This window comes from uncultured Nostoc sp. (assembly GCF_964245445.1).
GTDB lineage: Bacteria > Cyanobacteriota > Cyanobacteriia > Cyanobacteriales > Nostocaceae > Nostoc.
The window spans coordinates 1-22020 of record NZ_CAXTNE010000093.1; the positions used below are offsets into that span (position 1 = coordinate 1).

The 22020-nt window shown below is 39.4% G+C and carries 18 protein-coding genes, 1 pseudogene and 1 CRISPR repeat array; of the genes and pseudogenes, 5 read left to right on the forward strand and 14 right to left on the reverse strand.

The genetic code is table 11. The annotated features are described in order from the left end of the window. Nucleotides 1-49: 49 nt before the first annotated feature. A pseudogene (locus ACFE90_RS16885) lies at nucleotides 50-919 on the reverse strand (glycosyltransferase family 4 protein); the annotation flags it as partial. A gap of 459 nt (nucleotides 920-1378) precedes the next feature. Here ACFE90_RS16885 and xth point away from each other — a divergent pair. Further along, nucleotides 1379-2161: an exodeoxyribonuclease III gene (gene xth, locus ACFE90_RS16890; RefSeq protein ID WP_375502451.1), complete on the forward strand. Its 783-nt coding sequence runs from the start codon at nucleotides 1379-1381 to the stop codon at nucleotides 2159-2161. Nucleotides 2162-2183: 22 nt separating this feature from the next. Beyond that, nucleotides 2184-2874: a CRISPR direct-repeat array (repeat unit 37 nt; unit sequence GTTTCAATCCCTAATAGGGATTTTGATTAATTGCAAT). Between the two features lie 268 nt (nucleotides 2875-3142). Here xth and cas2 read toward each other — a convergent pair. From cas2 to cas3, 12 genes are all read right to left on the reverse strand, one after another. Continuing rightward, the gene (cas2, locus tag ACFE90_RS16895) at nucleotides 3143-3430 is read right to left on the reverse strand and encodes a CRISPR-associated endonuclease Cas2 (RefSeq protein WP_251955541.1); all 288 of its coding nucleotides are present in this window, start codon (nucleotides 3428-3430) and stop codon (nucleotides 3143-3145) included. Nucleotides 3431-3470: 40 nt separating this feature from the next. Continuing rightward, on the reverse strand, nucleotides 3471-4475 hold the full coding sequence (cas1d, locus tag ACFE90_RS16900; protein WP_375502453.1) for a type I-D CRISPR-associated endonuclease Cas1d: 1005 nt from the start codon (nucleotides 4473-4475) through the stop codon (nucleotides 3471-3473). Nucleotides 4476-4592: 117 nt separating this feature from the next. After that, on the reverse strand, nucleotides 4593-5186 hold the full coding sequence (gene cas4 / locus ACFE90_RS16905) for a CRISPR-associated protein Cas4 (RefSeq protein WP_375502455.1): 594 nt from the start codon (nucleotides 5184-5186) through the stop codon (nucleotides 4593-4595). Between the two features lie 31 nt (nucleotides 5187-5217). Continuing rightward, on the reverse strand, nucleotides 5218-6084 hold the full coding sequence (gene cas6 / locus ACFE90_RS16910) for a CRISPR-associated endoribonuclease Cas6 (RefSeq protein ID WP_375502457.1): 867 nt from the start codon (nucleotides 6082-6084) through the stop codon (nucleotides 5218-5220). Further along, entirely contained in the window at nucleotides 6074-6694 is a 621-nt protein-coding gene (locus tag ACFE90_RS16915; RefSeq protein ID WP_375502459.1) for a 2OG-Fe(II) oxygenase, read from the reverse strand. Before ACFE90_RS16915 ends, cas6 begins: the two co-directional genes overlap by 11 nt. Nucleotides 6695-6809: 115 nt before the next feature. Beyond that, entirely contained in the window at nucleotides 6810-7517 is a 708-nt protein-coding gene (gene cas5d, locus ACFE90_RS16920; protein WP_375502461.1) for a type I-D CRISPR-associated protein Cas5/Csc1, read from the reverse strand. A 5-nt stretch (nucleotides 7518-7522) separates the two neighbouring features. Further along, nucleotides 7523-8557 (reverse strand): type I-D CRISPR-associated protein Cas7/Csc2, encoded by a 1035-nt coding sequence (gene cas7d, locus ACFE90_RS16925; protein ID WP_375502463.1) that lies wholly within the window; start codon nucleotides 8555-8557, stop codon nucleotides 7523-7525. A gap of 43 nt (nucleotides 8558-8600) precedes the next feature. Next, on the reverse strand, nucleotides 8601-11906 hold the full coding sequence (gene cas10d, locus ACFE90_RS16930) for a type I-D CRISPR-associated protein Cas10d/Csc3 (RefSeq protein WP_375502465.1): 3306 nt from the start codon (nucleotides 11904-11906) through the stop codon (nucleotides 8601-8603). Then, complete coding sequence (locus tag ACFE90_RS16935; protein WP_375502467.1) at nucleotides 11906-12289, reverse strand: DUF5615 family PIN-like protein; 384 nt, start codon at nucleotides 12287-12289, stop codon at nucleotides 11906-11908. Before ACFE90_RS16935 ends, cas10d begins: the two co-directional genes overlap by 1 nt. After that, complete coding sequence (locus ACFE90_RS16940; protein ID WP_375502469.1) at nucleotides 12286-12546, reverse strand: DUF433 domain-containing protein; 261 nt, start codon at nucleotides 12544-12546, stop codon at nucleotides 12286-12288. The genes ACFE90_RS16935 and ACFE90_RS16940 overlap by 4 nt, the downstream gene beginning before the upstream one ends. A 51-nt stretch (nucleotides 12547-12597) precedes the next feature. Then, the gene (locus ACFE90_RS16945) at nucleotides 12598-12858 is read right to left on the reverse strand and encodes a hypothetical protein (protein ID WP_375502471.1); all 261 of its coding nucleotides are present in this window, start codon (nucleotides 12856-12858) and stop codon (nucleotides 12598-12600) included. 325 nt (nucleotides 12859-13183) lie between these two features. Further along, nucleotides 13184-15304 carry a type I-D CRISPR-associated helicase Cas3' gene (cas3, locus tag ACFE90_RS16950; RefSeq protein WP_375502473.1) on the reverse strand — a complete coding sequence of 707 codons (2121 nt, stop codon included), beginning with the start codon at nucleotides 15302-15304 and terminating at the stop codon, nucleotides 13184-13186. Nucleotides 15305-15427: 123 nt separating this feature from the next. On the opposite strand from cas3, the gene ACFE90_RS16955 reads away from it, so the two are divergent. The 4 genes from ACFE90_RS16955 to ACFE90_RS16970 all read left to right on the forward strand — a co-directional run bounded on the left by ACFE90_RS16955 (nucleotide 15428) and on the right by ACFE90_RS16970 (nucleotide 19387). Continuing rightward, nucleotides 15428-16294 carry a WYL domain-containing protein gene (locus tag ACFE90_RS16955; RefSeq protein WP_375502475.1) on the forward strand — a complete coding sequence of 289 codons (867 nt, stop codon included), beginning with the start codon at nucleotides 15428-15430 and terminating at the stop codon, nucleotides 16292-16294. Nucleotides 16295-16513: 219 nt separating this feature from the next. Further along, entirely contained in the window at nucleotides 16514-16753 is a 240-nt protein-coding gene (locus ACFE90_RS16960; protein WP_375502477.1) for a hypothetical protein, read from the forward strand. A gap of 204 nt (nucleotides 16754-16957) precedes the next feature. Next, complete coding sequence (locus ACFE90_RS16965; protein ID WP_375502479.1) at nucleotides 16958-18199, forward strand: phosphotransferase family protein; 1242 nt, start codon at nucleotides 16958-16960, stop codon at nucleotides 18197-18199. Nucleotides 18200-18304: 105 nt separating this feature from the next. Next, entirely contained in the window at nucleotides 18305-19387 is a 1083-nt protein-coding gene (locus ACFE90_RS16970) for a T3SS effector HopA1 family protein (protein WP_375502481.1), read from the forward strand. A 304-nt stretch (nucleotides 19388-19691) separates the two neighbouring features. On the opposite strand, the gene nifH is transcribed toward ACFE90_RS16970, so the two are convergent. Then, on the reverse strand, nucleotides 19692-20582 hold the full coding sequence (gene nifH, locus ACFE90_RS16975) for a nitrogenase iron protein (RefSeq protein WP_375502483.1): 891 nt from the start codon (nucleotides 20580-20582) through the stop codon (nucleotides 19692-19694). Nucleotides 20583-22020 lie beyond the last annotated feature (1438 nt).

A 22020-nucleotide genomic window follows, 5' to 3' on the forward strand; every position in this document is an offset into this window, starting at 1 on the left:
CTCCTTGTTGAGAAGTAGATTACCATACTTTTTTATTAGTGGGATAGTTTCCTGTTTTACCGTGGGCAATCAGTTCAGGTACGGAGCCGAAATTCATGGCAATTACTGGTGTACCAGTTGCCATTGATTCAATCATTACTAACCCAAAAGGTTCTTGCCAGCTAATGGGGAAGAGAGTTATGGCAGCATTGCCCAGAAGTTCAGTCTTTTCGGCGTGGTTGATTTCACCTAGATATTCAATTTGCTGACCATCTATGAGGGGGGCAATCTCTTGTTCAAAAAACTTAGAGTCTTGGACATCAACCTTTCCTGCCATCTTCAAGCGCCAACCACTCTGTTTAGCAATAGCGATCGCATGTTGTGGCCCTTTCTCTAGCGAGAAACGACCTAAAAATGCCAAATATGGAGGTTCTGACGGTTGGGCTACGAATGGATAATCTGCTAGCTCAATTCCGTTATAAACCGTGTCAATATAATTAAGATCGATTTGACGCTGCGAGTTACTAATGCTGACATAAGGTTGCTTTTTGTGGTAGCTAAATGCTTTACACTTGTCCGTTGTAAAATCATTGTGCAGGGTATGCACTGTAGAAGTTGCTGTTATCAAACTCGCTAAAGGTAATGCCGAAATCCCTACATGGGAATGGATAATATCGAATTGGGCAGCACTCTGGTAAACTTGGCTTAGTTCTAGCATTTCGTACACTGCATACTCTTTGACATTTGGATCTAAGCGCAATGCCCGTGGATAAACTGCTTCTAAATAAGCCAAAGTTTGAGAATCGCCAGAGGCAAATAAGGTTACCTCATGACCGCGACGAACAAGTTCATCAGTCAAGCGACTCACTACCAGTTCTATTCCTCCATAATTAAGAGGTGGAACCCTTTCCCATAAGGGGGCAACTTGAGCGATTTTCATAAGTTTTTTTGGTTCAGTCTATGAAATTCTCCTCAATATAATGAGTTGCATCATTATTGTATGAGGAGAGAGCATTTGTACTTACTCTTTTGACATTTAAATTAACCTAACAGGCTACAAAAAGCGCAATAAATAATGGTTAACCGTGTTGTAAATTTTTTACCGACAAATCTAACGGACTATCGGCTAAACTCAACTCTGAACTATCTTTCTAACTTAGAGTAAATCAATTACTTGTTGCATCTGCCTTGGGGATCATAACGAGGTAGAATATTTTGTAGCAGAACTTACAAAAAGGAAGATTTTGTAGCTAAAACTACTAAAATATGCAATGGGATCAAGCCATTAAAGCTTGGTTTAAATGTAATTCGGAAATGGAACAGAAATTATAAATATTAAGTAACTGTACAATAATTACATAATTTGTAATTATTAATTTACAAAAAATTCTGATAACTAATGAAAATCGCTACTTGGAATGTCAACTCAATTCGCACTCGTCTAGAACAGGTTATCGATTGGTTAACTACCAATCCTGTTGATGTTCTGTGCTTGCAAGAAACCAAAGTTGTGGATGCCGAGTTTCCGCGATCGCCTTTTGAGCAGTTAGGCTATAACCTTTATATATCAGGACAAAAATCTTATAACGGCGTAGCCATAATTAGCCGCCAGCCACTTGTAGACGTAAGTAGAGGGTTTAGGGCGATTTTGCCAGATTTACACCACGAATGGGATGAGCAAAAGCGGGTGATTACAGGTGTTATTGATGGTGTTCAGATTGTTAACTTATATGTTCCCAATGGTGCAGCAGTAGGAACTGAAAAATATGAATACAAATTGCGCTGGTTGACAGCGCTACGCGAGTATTTACGATTGTTGGTGCTGTCACAACCTGCAATTTGTGTGTGCGGTGACTTCAATATCGCCTTAGAAGATAAGGATATTCACGAGCAAGTGAGTACAGAAAATCACATTATGGCAACAGAATCAGAGCGCCAAGCCTTACGGGATATTCTGGAATTGGGATTTGCTGATGCTTTTCGCAAATTCACCACAGAAGGCGGAAATTATAGCTGGTGGGATTATCGCGCCGCCGCCTTCCGTCGCAACTTAGGTTGGCGGATTGACCATCACTATCTCACACCTATCCTGTATGAGCGTGCTACAAGTTGCATTATTGATATCGCGCCCAGAAAATTAACCCAACCCAGCGACCATACGCCGGTAATTGTGGAATTTTGAATGGGGTATTGGATATTGGGCAAAACAAATCCCTAATAGGGATTTTGATTAATTGCAATCTGATGGTGCGGTTCGTAACGCCAAACAAGCTAATGTTTCAATCCCTAATAGGGATTTTGATTAATTGCAATCAGCTTGTAACCCATTTAACTTGGATTGTTTTGATTTGTTTCAATCCCTAATAGGGATTTTGATTAATTGCAATAACTAAGGCAGCAGCTACAGCAGCCAAGGCAATAGGTTTCAATCCCTAATAGGGATTTTGATTAATTGCAATTCGTTGTTTGGTATGTATTAAATATAGCTTTATTCAGTTTCAATCCCTAATAGGGATTTTGATTAATTGCAATTCAATTGCCCAATCACAGCACCTACTCAAGCTATTTGTTTCAATCCCTAATAGGGATTTTGATTAATTGCAATGGTCAACCATTAAGGGGATCTCTACCCCAGTAGAGTTTCAATCCCTAATAGGGATTTTGATTAATTGCAATCCTAATCTGTCAAAGGAGGGTTTATCATCGTGTTGTCGTGTTTCAATCCCTAATAGGGATTTTGATTAATTGCAATTTGCGTAACTAGTTTACTTTGAAGGTGTTTTGTATGTTTCAATCCCTAATAGGGATTTTGATTAATTGCAATTTTGGATTGCAGACATCATACTTCAATCGCATTAGTTTCAATCCCTAATAGGGATTTTGATTAATTGCAATAGCGGGAGCCTGAAACCCAAGCTATATTTAGTTTTCAAGGTGCAGTTGCGCGATTCAAGGGCAATCATAGCATTAGAAAATTCGTTTGGAAAGAGCGCCAGAAAAATTTAAAGGCTGAAATCGCATTTTAGTAAGCATTTCAGAGATTGCGCGGATGAGGATTAGGGGATTAATGCGTTGAAAGCCTTGCTGGAGTTGGGATAGAAGCATTTTTTTGGGGCTGTGGAATTTGTACACCTACCCTTCCGCGCATTTGATATACAAAAACCTAGCCAGAAGGGGACTCAGCAAAGAAAATTGTTTCGTCTCGTGGCTGTTCTCCACCAATGCGTTCAACTTTTCGCTGACAACAGCCACAAAGGAAATAAAAGCGCACACTATCGGTATCGGGTTTAATCAATTTAGCTAAACGCGATCGCAGTTTAGCATACTGAGTGGGAGTGATATCGCATTCAAACACACTCAGTTGCATCCATTGCCCGTAAGACTTGAGAATCGAATGGATTTTAGTCCGACGCTTATCTTCTGGAATGTCGTAGCTGACAACAATATACATGAAGGGAGTGGGGAGTAGGGAAATGGGGGAGAATGACTAATTACTTGAGAATTAAAGGGGGATATTTATCAATTTCGTTCATGAGATACTTACTTAATAACCTCGCCTGAATTTCAAAAGATTCTTGATAGGTGCATTTGTTTCCCATTACTGGATGTTTGAAATTCGATAGTTTCTTTTGTTGATAGGCGCGAAGGAATGTATGCAGTCCTTCTTTAGTTAAAGTCACAGCACTACTGAGCGGTTCGGTGGTAAAGTCAGCTAGGGTTAGCGATCGCTTGTTAATCAGCGACAACACTACAGCATCCACTATTAAAGGACGAAATTCTTCCATCAAGTCTAAGGCTAGGGAAGGTCTACCATAACGCTCGACGTGTAAGTATCCTAGATAGGGATCGAAACCAACAATATTTAAAGCACTTTGCACATCATGACGTAGCAACGAATACCCAAAACTCAGTAGGGCATTAACTGGATCGGTTGGTGGGCGGCGGCGTCTAGCTTCAAATCGAAATTCTGAGGTTTTGATTAGCTGTTGAAAACAACCAAAATAGGCTGCACTACCAGCACCTTCTAAACCTCTGAGGGAATCAATACTGCTAGTTTTTTCGATTGGTGCGATCGCCTGTTCTAATCGAGTGATGTTATTATTTAGGTCAGTATCGGGATGTTCTCGCTGAGTGCGAAGTAAGCTATGGCGGTAATTTTTCAGTTTACCCCGCACAAATCCTTTAACTAAATGTATTGCTGCTTGTGATTCTCCCACAGCTTGCCATTGGGCTTTACGAACAAAGATATTTTTGGTAACTTCTGGTTCTAAACGTCCTAAATATCGTCCGTTTTGTGTGAGAAAAGTTAAACAAATGTGACGTTCTAAAAGTTCACTGACAACAGCAGGAGAAATAGTAGCCCGTCCTAGTACTACAATTCCTTCCAATTTAATTAAAGGGATATCTAAGATTGTTTTTTGTTCAGCTTTGACAGTGAGGCGTTCGTCAACTTTGCCGATAAAAGCATCGGCTTGTGTTACATAAAGTGTTCCCATTCTTAATTATTCCTAGTAATAATTGGTGCTTGAGTAGATAATTTGTCTTTGAAGACGCGATAAATCGCGTCTCTACGTCATGTTTTTGGGCTTATCTAAACTGTATTAGAGTATAATTTAATTGACTTCTTGATAACTTTTGACTTTATCAGTTGCTTTGGGCAAACATTGCGAATAAAGACTGCATCCTTGGCAGCGTTTGCTGTAAACTGGTTTTGGCATTGCTCCTGTTTCTAGGAGATTTGTAACAGATTGAATAGTTGCGATCGCACTTTGCCGTAACTCTTGATTAATCTCTACTAATTGCCGTTGATGGGAGTGGGCATAATAGATATATCCAGTAGTAACAGGTTTTCCTGTCATCTCTTCTAAACATAGGGCTTGGGCACAAACTTGCAACTCATCGTTATCCCATTCGCCTTTGCGTCCTCGTTTGTATTCCACTGGATAAACTTGACCAGATTCTGCTTCAATTAAATCAGATTTGCCGATGAGTTTGTATTGCTCAGACTTCAGCCAAATTGCTCGAACTTGCCAAGTTTCTCCTCGCTGTATATCGCTTGTGGTGTGGACGCGATCGTGTAAAGTTGTACCTTCAATTGTGTATTGGTTATCGGTAAATTCTCCTGCACAGAACATCCGCCAACAGCGATGCGGACAATAGGCATATTGATTCAATGCCGCAATGGAAATATATTCTGTTTGATTCATAACTTAGGTGGTTTTTAAATGATGTTTCAAATTAGGGAGAATACAGCCGCCTTGCCATACCCATCCCCATAGTTGTTTTTCTCCCAACACCGCAATACAAAGCAAAGTCAGCTAAGGCATTAATTTGCTTAATTTGTATTGGTTCAACTGCCCCTAAAATCTTATAGGTAACTTCGCCAATAATGCCAATAAATTTGCTGCGAGAATCAGCTAATATTTCTGTGTGAATATTGACAAAAGAAGGAAAGATTGACTCGATCGCAATCTGAGAAAATCCTATACCGCTATACTTATTCCACCGTGAAAGTAAAGAATTAAAAACAGATTCTCTGGTAGGAAGGGTAGTATCATACTGTCCTTGACGAAAGGCAGTAGGCGTGGAAAAGGTAAGGTTAATGGAAAAATTGCGTAGGCATAGCCCGTCGTAGACATCGCTAGCTTCTTCGTATAATTGAGCGTAAGTACTGGCATTTGCCCAAGGTTGAATAGATTGGGGTGTGCCTTGAATGCTGGTAATATACAAGTCAGCCGGGCCAAGATGCCAAGGGCGATTGGGATTAAGATTTAGCCAAAGTTGGGTAAGTTTGCTAAATAGAGTGTCATCTAATAAAGAGATGCGCCACCAACAAGGAGTTCCGGCGAGAATGGGTTGTTGATGTGAGTATTGCAATTTAGATCCTCCCTTACCACCCTTCAAAAAGGGAGAGTTTGTATTACTAATTTGTAAAGGGGAAAGGGTGAAAGCTTTATCAGCAGTGGAATCGTGCAAGCGATCGCCTAATGTGCTATCTACAGAACTAACAAGGGTTAAAAATAAGGCGTGGAGATGTCTACCTGTAAGATACTGTGGTGGAATGGGCGATTGAGGTAGCAAATTTAACACTAAACTATGAGGCATACTTTCTTTTTTTGGTTGTAGACTGAGTGATTCTTGACTCTACAGTGAACTCGGGGATTTCCTGGAGTTCAGCATCACTCAAACTATACTGTTCACAAACAAGACTTAGGCGATTTCCTGGGGTTTTGACAGCGTTAACCGAATGGGTTAAATCACCTTGAAAGTAAACTAAAGTATTGAATTGGGGCTTAATTTGCCCAAGTTGGCGTTTGTGCGATCGCAATACCAGTTCTCCTCCTTCCATATCCGCAGGTACGCGCACATAAAGTACACTTACAACCGTAGGTGGTTCAATGGTTTTGGAGTAGGAACGCAGGGAGCGATCGATATGCGGATCGACGCGGGAGCCTTCTTTTAGCTGTAAAGGATTGAGGTAAAAAGCATTACAATTTGGCTGGAGAGCCAAATCAAGGTAAGGTTTGAAGTAGGGAAACTGCTGTTCTACTTTTGCTAATCCAGAACGCTGAAATACTACGGAAAATCCTTTAGTGGCGACAAAATCGCGGTTGAGGTTGTTGATAGCGAAGTAAGGACAAGCTTGGATTTCTCCCCACAAGTTGTTTAGGTAATCGCTGGGGAAGGCGTTGGATTGTTGTTGATAGTGTTTCACGATGGATGTGAGGAGCGTACAGAACTAACAAGGGTTAAAGATTGTAACGTAATTTGTGACTGGACGCTAGAACCAGCAAAAAAGAAAAAACGTGGCAACAGTTTTAGGAAGTTATTTAACTCCGAAAACGATATTCCATCCGAACTGGAATTTTTAAGTTATGAATGCCATCAACTTGATAGTATTGACCTTGCATTTGGACATTTTGAATTAAGCTAACTGGAGGCATATTCACAACGTCATAGCTAATCACTTGATTGGTGAACATGACATCTAAAGGATTTAATGGATGTGTACAAGTGAATATAGCCTCAGCAATTTTAGGTTTCGGTAATGGTTCAACCGTCACTTCAGCTTTGCTCATCCATTTACCCAAGCGAATCCACTTTGATAGTTTGAGTTCTTTTTGTGAGATGACAAAAAACTCAAATAGACTTTCTGCTGCTATTTCCTTTGCTCTCCCAAAACTAGGGATATTTTTCTGTGTTTTCTCCATTTCAACGTGGTAGTTGTTATTAGCATACTTCCAAGTGTTGAGGATGGCAGAATGATTGAGCGATCGCGCCGGAGTTACGTAAATTCCCTGTTGATTGAGTGGCGTTAAATGCTCTTCATATTTTGGCACTTGTTCAGGGCAAAAGTAGCGATAAGAATGTTCTTCAGCAACGGTAGTAGAGTAGGTTTTGCTATCAACTAAACCTAGCGCATAACAGAGAGCATAATTGTGAATTATTGGCTCTGTTTCATACAATCGACCAATTTCACGAGTTGCGTAATAAAGACTATCATGAAGTTCTATTTGACAGCGATAAATTAACACCATCTTGCTTACTCCACTACAGCAGCAGCTTTCTTATTATTCTTGGTATCTTTTTTAGGGTCTTTCTTACCTGATTTAATAACCCATGTTTGAGCATAAGTAGATGATTCAGCATTTGCTTGACTCAACATTTCTTGCAATCGAGTTTGATCACTGGTGATAGACTTAACTTCACTCAAAAGTTGTGTAAAGGATGTACCAACAAAATCAGTATGAGAAATACACTCTTGAGACATTAGAGCAGTAATTGCTTGTGTAGCAGCCTCTAAAACCTCGTCTTCATTGAGCGGATCAGGAGGATTAATTTGCTTTGGAGTTGCATTGCTCATTACGTCATAAATCTTTTGAGTCCAGAGAAGATTACTAACAATCTCACCATCAGCGAAAATGACTCCAACTAACTCATTACGCACTCTACCAGTGCGGGTAGTCTGCGCTCCGTAATGGCGTGTCCTGAGAATATTATTGAAAACATAGAGAAATCCAGCTTCAGTGGGGTCTTTCAGCGTAACAATACTGGGGAAAAAGACTTGAGGTAAGATATGGTCTTGACTATTAATACGGCTGGTTACTTCCCCTTGACGGCTCATCGTCCCGTTTTCAAAAGGTGCATTGAGGGTAAAGTTAAGGTGAGAATCATCAAAGGGTGTAATCGAGTACGCTGTGTCTACAACGACTTTCGACTTTTCAGAACCGGAATCACCAATAGCAAAACCGTAGAGAATACAATCAGGAGTAGTTTTGCTGAAATCTACGTTGTAATCGCATTTTTCCCAGTCACCAATTTTGTAGTTACGTAGTAATTCTCTACCTGTCAAACGTTCTGGTGTAGACTGCTTGCGCTTAAACATTGCCAAGCGACTAATAGGTTCTTTGTTTTCAATTCCAGCACGTACTCTTGCTTTATTGAGTTCACCATCTGTCTGGAATAAAGGATAGGATTCTGTAACACGAATAGTAATGAAATGAGCATATTTGCCCATTGGTTTAGCAGGGATTACATCGTGGAAAAATTTAGAATCGAGCGTTTTCAGTAATTTCATGGTTTGATTACTCCAATTTAGCTAGTTGGAAAAAAAGAATAAATTAGACTGATGCTTCAAGTTGTAATTCAGGAATATCATCAGGTTCATCTTGCGGACGTGCCTTACGTTCCTCATCATCTGCTAGGCGATAAAGGTATTCACAGGTATCTCTAATTAAATTAAGTTGAGTACCTGCTAAACGTGCGCGATCGCCTTTAAAACTTTCCTCAAAAATGTCTTTCACAAAATACTTGGCAAAGTCATATACGGCTTGACGTTCTTCTGCATCATTTAAAGCACGTTTCCACTTACCATCTACCAAAATAAAAGTACGTCTCCCTTCCGCAGCACCACGTTCAACCTTATTCATTAATTTTGATAAACGCGCAGCTACTGCATCTGTTAATGATTCAGTGTCACCAGCTACAGCTTTATCAATTTTCAAAATCACATCAGCAGCCTCATCAATGGGTTTAAGGATAGCATTTGCTTTTGGTGATTTACCTTTAGTTTGCGCGCGGTAAAATTGACGATAGAGTGATGTTAATTCACGTAATTGATTCACGTTTTTTCCTTCCGGGTCAAAGTAGTAATAAAAATCCAAGTATAAGCGAACTTTAGCAATAGGTACAGAATCAATTTTGTCTTGCTTACGTAGCCATTTATTCAGGTAATAAAAGACATAAAGAGGACTGGTTTCTAAATCCCGTGCTAAATCTGCTAATTTTCCCCAATCTGGATCGCCATCTTTTTTACGGTTGACTTCCAAATGAATAGAGTAAGCCGCAGTCAGAGCATTGAGCGGGGAAAATTTACACTTTCCTGAACTACGAGGTAGAATACTATCTAAACGATAGTTATCTTTTTTAATCAAAGAACGAATTGCTTGATGTTCTCCATCAATTAAAACTGTTTGTTCAAAATCAGCACCACTGATAAAGGGTGGTACAGGTGATTCTGATGCAACAACTTTCACATCGAGAACAAGCGGTAATGCTAACGCTAACCAAGCTGGTGTTATCCAAGATTCTGTGTCTGTAGCTTCTCTTCCAGGAGGTAAACCTAAAAAGAAAAATGTCAGTGTTTCTTTGTCTGAAAAGCTAATTTTGAAGGTGCGATCATCCTCTGGTTTTAAATTTTCTTTAATCAGGAGAGAATCAACTTTTTGATAGGTTTCCATTTGAAACTTTGCAACTTGATTTTCGGTAATAAAATGCTTACGCATTTCAGCATCAAATCGGGTTCGAGAAAATTGATTGTAAGCAAGTTGCAAAAATTTATTGGTTTCTGGGGTAAAGAAGTAAGTTGGATAAAGATAGAGATAGCGATATTTCCGTCCTTCAAAGTCTGCTCCTACAGCATTTGTTTGGTTCATCAAAATTTGTCTCAACATGATTTCAATTGACCAAATTGAGCAAATTTGCCGTTTAGCAGCTTGAGCATTAAATAAAATCTGACGATTACTGTAGACTTGAGGCGCGAATAAAGTCGCTGATTCCATTTGTTCAGTCACAGTATACGAAGAACTAGAAATTGCACAAACATTTTCTCGTCCTCTACCTGTAATTTTGGCGGCATTATAGCGTTTTAGTTCAACTAAAAATGAGTTTGCCTCTGGTTCTATAACTGCGCCTGTTGGTAATGAAATAACTCGGTTGACATAAGTTTTTAAATCATCCCAGCCATCAGGCACATCCTGAAACTCTGCTAAAATTGGTTTAATAAAAATAGCAGCATGATTTACCATCCCTTTCATTACTTCCAGGATTTGAGCAAAGTCTAATCCTGAATGATTGCGAAAGTATTGTGATGCTAGATAATACCAATCAAGAGGTACACCACCTGTTTTTTTCAAAGATTGAATTTGTCTGATAGCTGGAATCTCTGCTGATAATTCTAAATATTCAGCTAGCTTTTGTGTCAAATCTAAATCAGGAATAGTTCTCCTCTCATTTTTTGGCTGTTGTTTCTGCCAATCATTAACTTTTTCGTACCAACTACCCCAAATTCCTCGACATAGAGTATCACCAAACTCTGCTAATCTATCAATACGAACTTCATTAGCAAATTGCAAATTTAAATGTGCTGCTAATTCGCCTTGTGCTTGGTAACTCTGTAAACTTTCGCCTCGCTTACCAGCAGAAGCAGTTTTTAAGTCTGGAAGCAGTCGAGAAGCAGCATTAATGCTAACTTCCATTAATTCAAGTACATCAAAAAATAACCAGTAATAATCTGCAAATTTAAAACCCTTACCATCACGATTAAAACCTGTCTGTCTTTCCTTCAGTTTCTCTGCACATAAGTACTTTATTTTGGCAATAACTTGTTCAGGAATTCCATCAGTTGTAATTGGAGGAGCATCAACTGTAGTTAAATAGACAACACCATCAGGTAGATAGAGTAAGGGTGTATAAAAATCTTCAGGATGTGCTGCGATTAAAGCATTATTGAAAATATTTGTGAGAATTCCACGATTTTCTGAAAGTGAGTGATAGGTGAGTTTTAATTGATGATTACTGAGATGTTGTAGTATTTTAGGTATGCTACCATCCTCAGTATCTCTTGGGTGTTTGACAACTGAAGCGAAACGATCAGATAGTTTGACAAGATTAACAAGGATACCCCTAACTCTATCATCCAGTCTTTCATCATCTAGAGGAGATAACCCACGACTTTTAAGACCCAGATCAGCATCATACTTATCTCCAGCATTATTACTAATCCAGATAATGTCATCAATGTAATCCTCCCATTGTTCTCCAAGTAGATTATTTAAACCAAAATCCAGAATTTTTTGGGCAACATACCTACGTCCGAGATTGGGAGCATCTGATTTATTGGATGGATTTTGTCTCCAGTTGCGATTTTTCAATTTACCCTCTTGATCGTTAGCAATTAACCAAGTTGTATAATCTGGAAATTTATCATAATCATGAAGTAAATAGGATGTAATAAACACATTAGCTTGCAGGTCTTCACAAAATCGTTTAATCACATTAGTTCCTAGCATATCTTCCTGTAGTTTTTTCAGAATTCGATAGGTAGGAAATAACCCATTTAAAAGATGTGCAATGAGAGATTGGTCATGCTTACTGCGCTCAACATTTTTACCTTCGGCTCTTCTGTCTTCAGTAAATTTACCACCTTTAGCGGTTGCTCCTGCTAGTTGTTGAATTAAATTAGGTAAGACGTAATCTGCAAACTTTTCTAGGATGCGATCGCCTTCATTTCCTTTTGCCTTTTTTACAGCTTCTTTAAATAACCGAATAGTGAGAAGTTCGCGTTTTGCAGGTGATTCATCATCCTCATCTTTTGTCGCATCAAAATCTGGAACTTCTTCAGGAAGATTATCATCAAATTCGTCCATTAATTTTTATTCTCTGACTCAATTGGTTGATATTCTTGAATATTGCCGTTGCGAATTATCCACAACTTTCCCGTTACATCTGCGGCTTCTAAACCAGTAATCAATGTCTCAATAGCTTCACGCCAATCAGCAAATTTAGAACGAGCAGGTAAACGTAGTATTACTATTCCTGCATAGTCTGAGGGATTGTATTTCAGACGATTTCCCAATCCTCTATCTGAAGTAACTAAGACTCTATCTTCACGGTGACAAATATCAATTAATTCTTCATCTGGAGTAGAAGTAAGACCTTGTTCTCTAACTGTTGCAACATCATGTCCTGCTAAACGCAACCATGTAGCCACCCGCAGGCTACCAAGGTTTTCATCTAGTTTGATATTCACTTTTTTGTTTCCTTGTGAGTTCCTAAAGGGATTTCAACAAAACAATCCCTTGTCATCTCAGCACCATAAGCAATACAAGCAAGAATATCTTCTTTTTCTAAGCCAGGATATTCTTCTAGAATGGTTTCTATTGTTTCTCCTGCGGCTAAAAGGTCGAGAATTAAAGAAACCCAAATACGGTGTCCGCGAATGCAAGGTTTACCGAAACAAATATTCGGGTCAATAGAAATGCGAGAAAGCAAATTATCTTTAGTCATTGGTAGTTCTCCAGATTTCGCGTAATTTATCTAAACAAACTTATTGGTCATTTACCTTTGTCTTGTAACACCCCATCCGCTTAAGTTCCATCGTTCACACTTCCAACCATTTGCAGAGACTTTAAGACTATTGATATAGTTACGACCTCTTTTCTTGACCTCTTTGCGCTTCAGTTTGGCTCTAACCGCTATTCCTCCCTTGGTTATACCAGCATCAAACCGCGAATTTTTAGTCTTGAGCCAATCTAAAAGCGAGTGGCGTAAGCTTTCTGGCATGTGAGAGAAATCATCATCGTTGAAATAGATGTGCATAAAAATACCTGATGAGGTTTATTCTCATCATCTTGGCATCTTGTTTGCTGAAAGTAAATATGTTACTGTAGCTTTAAGATTAAAACGTTACTGTTGCTATGTGATTTGCCTCGGCGGAAACAACATCGTGTAATCTATATATAAGGAGAAAGAAACGCAGTGCAGTACTGCATAGGTATAAATGCCTAAAATAATACCTCTTAGGGATTGAAACACTGTTGCTTTCTGATTTCGAGCAAAATTCTTTCTCCTCAAGCTTTTAAGCCAACTCATTGTTCATCCTCCTTTAGCTTAATATTGGTAACTGTAAACGTTCATAGCAACTTCAACATATCCATCCTTCATCGTCTTTTGGCTTCCAATGCCAAGTTAAGGTTTCCAATAACAGCGCATCTTGTCCAAAAGTAATGGTGTAGCGAGGACTTCTATCCTCTGGCTCGTTAGTGAGGGGGTAAGCTTGAAAGTGCATAGGTAATCCGAGAGTGGGGCGTAAAAAGTTGCGATCGCGGTCTGAAATAAAGCACACTAGTTTACGTCTACTCACAGCATCACTAATTTGGTTGATACCGTAACCGTGTCGTTGGCAAATCTCTAAGTCATTCAGAACTTGTACCTTACCTGATTTAGCCAGTTCTCTGAGATTCCCTGGATAATAGAAGTGCCAATCTTCCTGCACCTCTCGATAGCCTTTGAACTTCAAATAACACAAAGCTTTATCAAAGCGAGTAGTAATTACTCCTTCTTGTTCTGCTTTTTCTATAAAGCTATTTTTATCCCATAACTCGAAAAGAAAGTTATTGAGAATGCCAGGAAGATTATACATTTTAAACCTTTCAGCTTCTGGCTCTTTTGGATTAGTTAAGTCATAAATTGCACAATCTAACTGGCTACTTCCCCGAAAACTCCTAGCCTCATCAATAATTTTGTCTTTTTTTTCACCCTTACACCGATAATATTGAGCTTTCATGTGTTCAAGTTTGATTCCTAAAGCTCTTTGAATGCTAGTACCAAATTTTTTATCAATATCTGGGTACTTGTCTTTCATGTGATTGTTACTGCTCAGTATTTTATATATATAATATGACTGGATTCCACCCCAACGCTTTGGATAACATTCAAAGTCGTTTTTAAATATCCAGGATAAGCGAATAGCATTGTTAAACTCAATCCGGTTATAATTTTCACCATCTTGTAAAGGATGTAAAGGATGAGTTTCATCCTTGAATAACCTTGCAACAATAAAGTTAGGTATTAAAGCGTAAGCTTGATAAGTTTCAAACCCTTCATGTCTGCCAAGCCTACCAAAGCGTTGAATAAAATTTCCGGCATCAGCAGCTTCAAAAATTAGGAAATTAATCCGAAAGTCTACACCAACATCAATTGTAGATGTACCCAAAAGTAAATCTGCTTCAGCAACCGACTGAGATTTTTCAGTTTCTCCTGTTAAGCCAGTATTTTCTCTAACTTTCCATCGTGGTTCAAAGATAGCTCTTAATTTAGGTAATAGTTTCTTAACTGCTGCAATTGAATTGAGAATAATTGCCCCTTTGCTATTTGGATTATCTTGAAAAAATTTTAAAATTACTGTTTCGGCATTTTCTTCTATCCATTTGTAGCTAGAACTCAAATTAGGCTCTATATCTTGAGGAAAGCATAAGTTAATAGGCTGATTAATTTGCCGCCAGCCATCGTTTGAGTTATCTGAAGAAAATTGATAAGCTCCAACATCAACCGGATCAATTTCTTTGTATCTAAGTTGAGCTTTTTCTAAAAAAGTCTTTAATAGCTCGTTAGGCGTAGCAGAAAGAAAGAGAAACTTTTTATTAGCATTGCCAGTGTGCTTCATTAAAAGTATCGTATTGATAACACTAGCTATTTGTGGAGATGAAAAAATATGAAATTCATCATAGATAAATAATTTATAATTTTCATCTATACGTCTAAATAACCTGTCAGGGTTATCTATTTTTCCTCTTAAGTAGTAAAAATTATGGATGTAATGAAAAATGTCAGGGTTCGTCAGCAGAATTTCATAGTTAGTAGAAAAGTCTTCTATCCCATCTCGTTTGGAAGACATCTGACTAGTTGCTATAGATTTCTCCAAAATAGCCGCAGTTAATCGTTTGATTTGCGGTTCGTACTTCGGTTGAAATATATCTTTGTATCCTTGCACCTGTTTTTCTTGATCTCTTGCAAGTTCGTTTGTCGGATACATGGCTAAAGTGTACGTGCGATTTGTCATCGCTGACAAATAAGCAGCCAAGCTTTTACCATCGCCTGTCATGGCTCTATTAAAGACAATATCAATATTTGGATCTTGTAATGCTTGATAAGTTTCTGCTTGATGCCAAGAAAGCGACCAATCTTTAGGTAATTTCACCCCGTCAGGTGTGATAACGGTTTGAGAATAAACAGGTTTGAGAGTAATACGATATTTAGACTCCATAACTTTGTCCGTGTAAAAGTTTTATTTATCCGTATTTGACTTATTTACTAATATTGCAGACAAAATAAAAAATGACAAGGGCAAAATATAAAATTGTCCGTGTAGGAGGCAAAAGGAGTGCTAATGAGCCGCAAAGGTCAGTCTATTACTTTGTCTATTTCTGATGAAGACAAATCTCAGCTTGAAGCGATCGCCCGTGAGTTAGGTGTGATGCGGGGTGAGCGGCCGAATATTTCTGCATTGGTAGAAGCGATCGCTCGTCAGCAATTTCTAGTTGCCCCAAATAACAACTGGTCAGAAAACCGTATTCGAGTATTAGCCCAGGCTATCCAAACCTTAACGGATACAGGACAGCTTGAAGAGGCCCAAGTCATTGCTAGTTTGCTCTTAGAACGTAGTGAAGTTTCTCTTCCTCTACGAAAACAAATAGAACGTTTCTTAAAAACTCCGCCTCCACCTTGGCAGATGGAAATTGAGCGTTATATCCTTCGCCAACAACCCTTTCAGATTTCCTACCACGACGCTGCTGATCGCTTTTGGAGCTTCAGTATTCGTTATGCTCAAATTACTTTGCACGAGCGACGACAATATTTAGACTGTTGGTGTGATGAGACGGAAGGTAATCAAGATTTACCAGAACTGATTCATAATTGGTGCTTACGTCTAGACCGCATCCCTGAAGCAGCAATCGTACCAATTGAGGGGGAGTGGCACTCAAATTTAGATCGAATCGAAGTCGAGATGCACTTATTTGCTGGCTTGGCTTTTGCTTATCAAGCTAAACCAGAAGACGATATTAATGAGTGGCTACCAGATAAAGCGCGAGTCCGGCGAGTTGTCAGGCGAGTATCTAGTACATTTTGGTTTATGCGGGAAGTGATGCAGTATGCGCCAGATTGTGTAGTGATATTACCAGAGAATGTGCGCGATCGCCTCAAACAAAAACTCCTCACCCTCTGCAATTTATACGATATCGAAACCAGGTCTTAACTCTTCCCCTCTCCGAGTCGGAGAGGGACGGTTTTACTACGTAAAACCTTCTTAGAGGTCTTTTCATCCTTGACAAAAGTACACTTCCATAAGATGCACTCATGTAACCGTTGTCTGCGATCGCCTATAGTCATCTACAATACGTAAGTAAGACAAATGACGTAATAACAGGGTTTCCAGACATCAATTCTGAAAATTAAAGAAAAAAATAATTACTAATTGCTTAAAAATTCCGGTTTATTTAGCTTTGGGATGATAAATAAAAATAATAGCGTTGAATGTCATGCTTCCTACCACGAAGGATTACTGAAATTCTTCGCTGCTTTCAGGATGACTACTCAACATCAAACAACATATACCGCCAATCAGTTTTTTGCTGGGGATGCTTCTGCACTACCATCTGGAGATGCAGCTACATCAATGGGCTTCTACCACAACAATTGCTCTAGATGTATCTAAGTAACTATGCTGATAAAGTCTAAAGATGCCACCGTATCTAGGAGCAAATTTTAAAGCAATTGTAAAGGACTTGGTGCCATTTTGGCAGGTTATGATCCCAAATATGGGATATTAGTAGATTGTACAAATCTCTATTGTTATTCACTATCTACCGACAACTGCTGAGTACAAGTTTAAGTAATTTAATGAAGTAGGAAATAATACATGGTATTATCACTGTCTTCTCATAACGTTATCCAGTATCTGCTAGAAGCGGGGCTGTGTAGCTCAGAAGATGACGCATCAGATAAATCTGAGTTGCCAGGAAGTAGTAACAACAATTTCGGTTTACTAGTGACTCTAGCAGATAATCGGAAACTGCTCATTAAACAAGAACGTAACCTTAACAACAATGACGGCGCTCCTCGTGAATTGTTTCAGGAGTGGCTATTTCATCAGTTGCTCCAGCAGTTTCCAGTTCTCGGCAATATTTCCGCGATTGCACCATTGGTAGTGCATTTTGACGAAGAAAATTCTATCCTTGTCCGCAACTACTTAGGTGATTATCTGGAGCTTGCGACATTATACCACAACAATGATATTTTTCCACAAGAAATTGTCACTGCGATCGGCACTACTTTAGCGGGACTCCATCGCGCAACCTATAACCGCCGAGAATATAAGGATTTTATGGCAACTGCTCCCCAAGGAGAGTTTCGCTATGGCTTTTACAATCCGGCGCAAGGGGTAGAGTCAATTGGGCCGGAGATTTTTGGAACGGTTCCCACGGATGCGCTGAAATTCTATCTACTATACCAGCAGTCTGAGAGTTTAGAATCTGCGATCGCTGATTTGGCATACGACTGGAATCCTTGCTGCTTAACTCACAACGACCTGAAATTGAACAACATTTTAGTTCATTCTAGGTGGGAGAAACTAGATAATTGCCTAGTAAGACTAATTGATTGGGAAGCTTGTTCTTGGGGAGATCCCGCTTTTGATTTAGGTACTTTACTAGCAAGCTATTTAGGAATTTGGCTCAAGAGCCTCGTAGTAGACCCCACCATTGAGTTAGAAGAATCTCTACATCTAGCATTGACACCGTTGGAAAGTTTACAACCTTCAATCATTGCCCTAATTAGGGCTTATCTAAATGCTTTCCCAATGATTTTGGAATACTGCAATGACTTTATTGTGCGAGTTATCCAGTTTGCGGGGCTAGCACTGATTCATCAAATTCGGGATATGATTACCTGCCAAAAATCCTTTAATAATGCTGACATTTGTATGCTCAAAGTAGCTAAAAGTTTACTAACTATGCCGCAGCAAGGTGTACTGACTATTTTTGGGATATCAGAGTCAGAAATTCTAAATCCTGTAGCAAAAATCCATAAACTTCCTCAACCTGTAAAAGAGCCACAGCTACTTCGTCTTTATTACGAAAAAACTCGGCTTCGCGGTTGTTAATGGCAAGGAGTAGAACAATTCTGAATTCTGGCTCACCTCGACTGCACTCGGCGACCACCTGACTCCTGAATTCTGTTTTTTAAAATTTAAGTTTTAAATGGATTAATGCTAAATTACTCTATCAATCAACCGCTAACTTCTCTATTCGACATTGCTAAAAATATCCAGATTGAGTCTAATTTTTGTATTTATCATCCCAATTATCAACCCTTTGGTCTACCGACTAAAATAGCTGAGAGATTTCAACACAATTCTGTAGATTTACAACAGAAGTACCTTACTCTACTGCTGCGGAATTTTCTCTATGGGATCTATTACAATGGCTCTCTACAAAGTACTTTAGCAGTCAATACTGATACGTCAAAGCAGAATTTAGCAGATAATTCCACGTTGGAAATTGATTGGAACTTTTACGAGCAATTGCACGCCAGTAATCACGGCATAGGTTACTTTGACCCTCGATGGCAGGTGTTGCGTAAAGAACCTGATGGTACTATGGCGGTGACTAAAGGCGGTTTAACACTTTATGTTGAGCCAGACTGCCATCTAAAATCCAGCAAGAAATCTACCAAAGTGGGTGACATGGTAGCAATCTGGATGCCCAAAAATAGAATGCAAAATGGCTCTTACTTAGCAGTTAGCAATGTCGGACAGGAACGCCAGAGCAACCCTGATGCTGATTTGGGAGCAGGGCGAATTTACTTTAACTTTATGCCATCTGGTGCGATCGCTCTGATGGAAAGTCTGACACTGCAATTGAATGCAGCCTTGATTCCCTTTAGCTTTCAGGTTCTTCACAATCCCAGTGCATACGGACGCTATGATTCGGGATTGCTCTACTTTGAACTCCCCGACTATCCAGCAATTGGCACAATCCTTCAGGCTATTTATCCAGAAAATCAATCCTATTTCCAGCCGGAAATTCCCTTGTTTACAAAATTTTTAGCACCAGGGTTAGCTTTAGCCGAAGAACCAATCCAAAAATTTGCAGCACAAGAAAGTTTTGGGATGAACCGTTGCCAAATTGTCGCTAATGCTTTATTTGAAGCTTGGCAAAAAGGTAAAAATGCGATGGAAGAACGGATGAGGACGATTGACGAACACTTTGCGCGACACCTAATAGATTTACAGCGTCCTTATCTTAATCCCAGTTCTGAGGATATATATAAGCCAATACGCTTCGGTTAAGGCTAAAACTCTTTGTCAAAGTCAATTTTTTTAACTAGGGCTTACGCACAGATAACGGAAAATCGTTGCCGCAGGCTACCACTCCAGGCACAGAGAAAACGGAGGAATAAGAGTTTGAGAGCTATTTTGCATAAGTCCTGTTAACGTAGACGTAAAGCGGCTTACCGCAATCTCTACGAGATGCTATGCGAACGCGTAGCGTCTCGTAGAGAAATCCCTATTAGGGATTGAAACAAAGAAATGCAAAAATTGGAGAAAGGGTGGGCAGCTGCCCACCGTAGACCATCATTTAATCAGCAATATTTTATACTGATGCTTCAGTAGCAGTCTTACCTACCAACTTGGCAGCATTTTCCTCGCTTTCGAGGATACCGAATTCAATCAACAAGTCTTCTAGTTCTTCCATCTCAATGGGGGTGGGGATAGTAAGGTTCTTGTTGTTGACGATCTTTTGAGCCAATGTGCGATATTCGTTAGCTTGGTTGCTTTCGGGTGCGTACTCGTTAACAGTCATCCGGCGCAATTCTGCGTGTTGAACAATGTTGTCACGGGGTACGTAGTGAATCATGTGGGTGTTCAACCGTTTTGCCAGGGTTTGGATTAGGTCGATTTCCCGGTCAGTGTTACGGCTGTTACAAATCAAACCACCCAAGCGCACGCCACCTGTGTGAGCATATTTGAGGACACCACGAGCGATGTTGTTAGCAGCGTACATCGCCATCATTTCACCAGATGTAACGATGTAGATTTCTTGTGCCTTACCTTCACGGATAGGCATAGCAAAACCACCGCACACAACGTCACCTAATACGTCGTAAGATACAAAGTCTAGGTCTTGGTAAGCACCGTTTTCTTCTAAGAAATTGATAGCGGTGATAATACCACGACCCGCGCAACCTACACCGGGTTCTGGACCACCAGATTCTACGCAACGAACGTCACGGAAACCCTTGAGCATCACTTCTTCGAGTTCGATATCTTCTACTGCACCACGTTCTGCTGCGAGGTGAAGAACGGTTGTTTGAGCTTTGCTGTGCAGCATCAAACGGGTGGAGTCAGCTTTAGGGTCGCAACCAACGATAAGAATGCGTTGGCCCATTTCTGCCATAGCTGCCAAGGTGTTTTGGGAAGTGGTAGATTTACCAATACCGCCTTTACCATAGAAAGCTATTTGTCTAATCTTTTCGTCAGTCATGGTTGTGTTTCCTACAATAATTCAGTTGATGGGTTGTAAGCTTAATGTGAGATATTCACCCTTGGTGTCGTAGGGAAGTAAAGCCTGTTGGCGTTGACGCATAGCAACTTGTCGCTAGACATCACACCCTGACAAAAACAGTTAAAATCAGAACATATTTACCCACGAAGCGATAGCTTAAGGGATAGAGAAATCTCTATTTCCTAATAACGAAGCCTTTAAAACTTTGACTTCAGCATTATCAGTTGTTGTAACAGAATCCCAAATGGTTGCTCAAGCCTGAAGAGTGGTTGCAGCAGGAATTCAAGTGAACGCAGATTTGTTCCCTGAACCACACAACCAACCAAATTGCAATCCACTCTAAATGGTCACTGCAACTTATCTGATTTTGCTAATGTCAAGTCGCTAAGAACTTCTATAGCGCTTCTCGTTTCGTGATTGATGCAGCAGAATAAGTTCAAGTCCAAAAGTAACAGCTACAGGTGCAATAATATAATGCTTGCACAGGCAACCTCTAACACTCTGGTTGAGACAATATCTTAGTGAGTTTTGACAGTATGGTTAAATTCCTACAAATTGTGGAATGATACCATATTGCTTGAAGTTTTCGTTCCAAAAGTCAGCAACTGCTTCAACTTAGTTCGCGGTTGAAAATGTTTGCTCCCGCAAGAATAAGTTCGTAAATATTCTGTATTTCTATGGATTTGTCAGGCTGTTCTAAGAGTCTTCCTTCCCAGACTCCAAGAGTAATTGCCTTCAGTGGGTAATGCTCTAGCTAGGTTAGCCAACTCTTATTGGCTCATACCCAGATAAATTTTGATTAACTTCAAGTTCTTACAAAGGCTACTATCCTACTCAATCTAGTTTTAGATTTTAGTTACAAAAAGATGTAGCGAAGTGAAGTGGACTTACCAGAGCAAAAAAACTTTCTTGAGCTTGCCTCAAAGTTTCTTGAAGTCTTTTGTGCTTTTACTTTTTTGATTCCTATAAAAACCATAACATACATCTCACTAATTTATTTGTCGAATCTCAAATTATTTATCTATTTGTCAGAACACTATCCTTCTGATCTTTAGTAGCCATCAGTTACGCGTTAATAGGTTGTAACTTAGTGAAATTATTTATAATAGCTAATTTGTGCAGTTAGATACTTTTGGGTATTTTCTAAAAGTATTTAAAGCTAATGTTTGACAACAAAAACAATCTTTCTTATTTTTGCGATCAAAAATTTTGTCATAAAAGTAGATGAAATAACTCTTGCGATCGCACCAAGCACCCAACCCAGGCGATCGCAATCATAGTAAAGTTAAGCAAGGTGAATTATCAAAAATAATCATAATATATAAAAAACTCCCTTTTAAAATTAAGGGAGTCAAGAGTTACTGATTAAAAATTAACTTCTGGCATCACGTTTCAGTGTTTCGCGCAGTCTGTAGCA

What these genes read in the sequence shown, in the direction of transcription:
- cas2 (WP_251955541.1), bottom strand. Translation starts at nt 3,430, where the DNA reads ATGTATATTGTTGTCAGCTACGACATTCCAGAAGATAAGCGTCGGACT.
- cas7d (WP_375502463.1), bottom strand. Translation starts at nt 8,557, where the DNA reads ATGAAATTACTGAAAACGCTCGATTCTAAATTTTTCCACGATGTAATC.
- cas5d (WP_375502461.1), bottom strand. Translation starts at nt 7,517, where the DNA reads ATGGTGTTAATTTATCGCTGTCAAATAGAACTTCATGATAGTCTTTAT.
- ACFE90_RS16965 (WP_375502479.1), top strand. Translation starts at nt 16,958, where the DNA reads ATGGTATTATCACTGTCTTCTCATAACGTTATCCAGTATCTGCTAGAA.
- cas1d (WP_375502453.1), bottom strand. Translation starts at nt 4,475, where the DNA reads ATGGGAACACTTTATGTAACACAAGCCGATGCTTTTATCGGCAAAGTT.
- cas6 (WP_375502457.1), bottom strand. Translation starts at nt 6,084, where the DNA reads ATGCCTCATAGTTTAGTGTTAAATTTGCTACCTCAATCGCCCATTCCA.
- cas10d (WP_375502465.1), bottom strand. Translation starts at nt 11,906, where the DNA reads ATGGACGAATTTGATGATAATCTTCCTGAAGAAGTTCCAGATTTTGAT.
- xth (WP_375502451.1), top strand. Translation starts at nt 1,379, where the DNA reads ATGAAAATCGCTACTTGGAATGTCAACTCAATTCGCACTCGTCTAGAA.
- cas3 (WP_375502473.1), bottom strand. Translation starts at nt 15,304, where the DNA reads ATGGAGTCTAAATATCGTATTACTCTCAAACCTGTTTATTCTCAAACC.
- nifH (WP_375502483.1), bottom strand. Translation starts at nt 20,582, where the DNA reads ATGACTGACGAAAAGATTAGACAAATAGCTTTCTATGGTAAAGGCGGT.
- ACFE90_RS16940 (WP_375502469.1), bottom strand. Translation starts at nt 12,546, where the DNA reads ATGACTAAAGATAATTTGCTTTCTCGCATTTCTATTGACCCGAATATT.
- ACFE90_RS16945 (WP_375502471.1), bottom strand. Translation starts at nt 12,858, where the DNA reads ATGCACATCTATTTCAACGATGATGATTTCTCTCACATGCCAGAAAGC.
- ACFE90_RS16955 (WP_375502475.1), top strand. Translation starts at nt 15,428, where the DNA reads ATGAGCCGCAAAGGTCAGTCTATTACTTTGTCTATTTCTGATGAAGAC.
- ACFE90_RS16970 (WP_375502481.1), top strand. Translation starts at nt 18,305, where the DNA reads ATGCTAAATTACTCTATCAATCAACCGCTAACTTCTCTATTCGACATT.
- cas4 (WP_375502455.1), bottom strand. Translation starts at nt 5,186, where the DNA reads ATGAATCAAACAGAATATATTTCCATTGCGGCATTGAATCAATATGCC.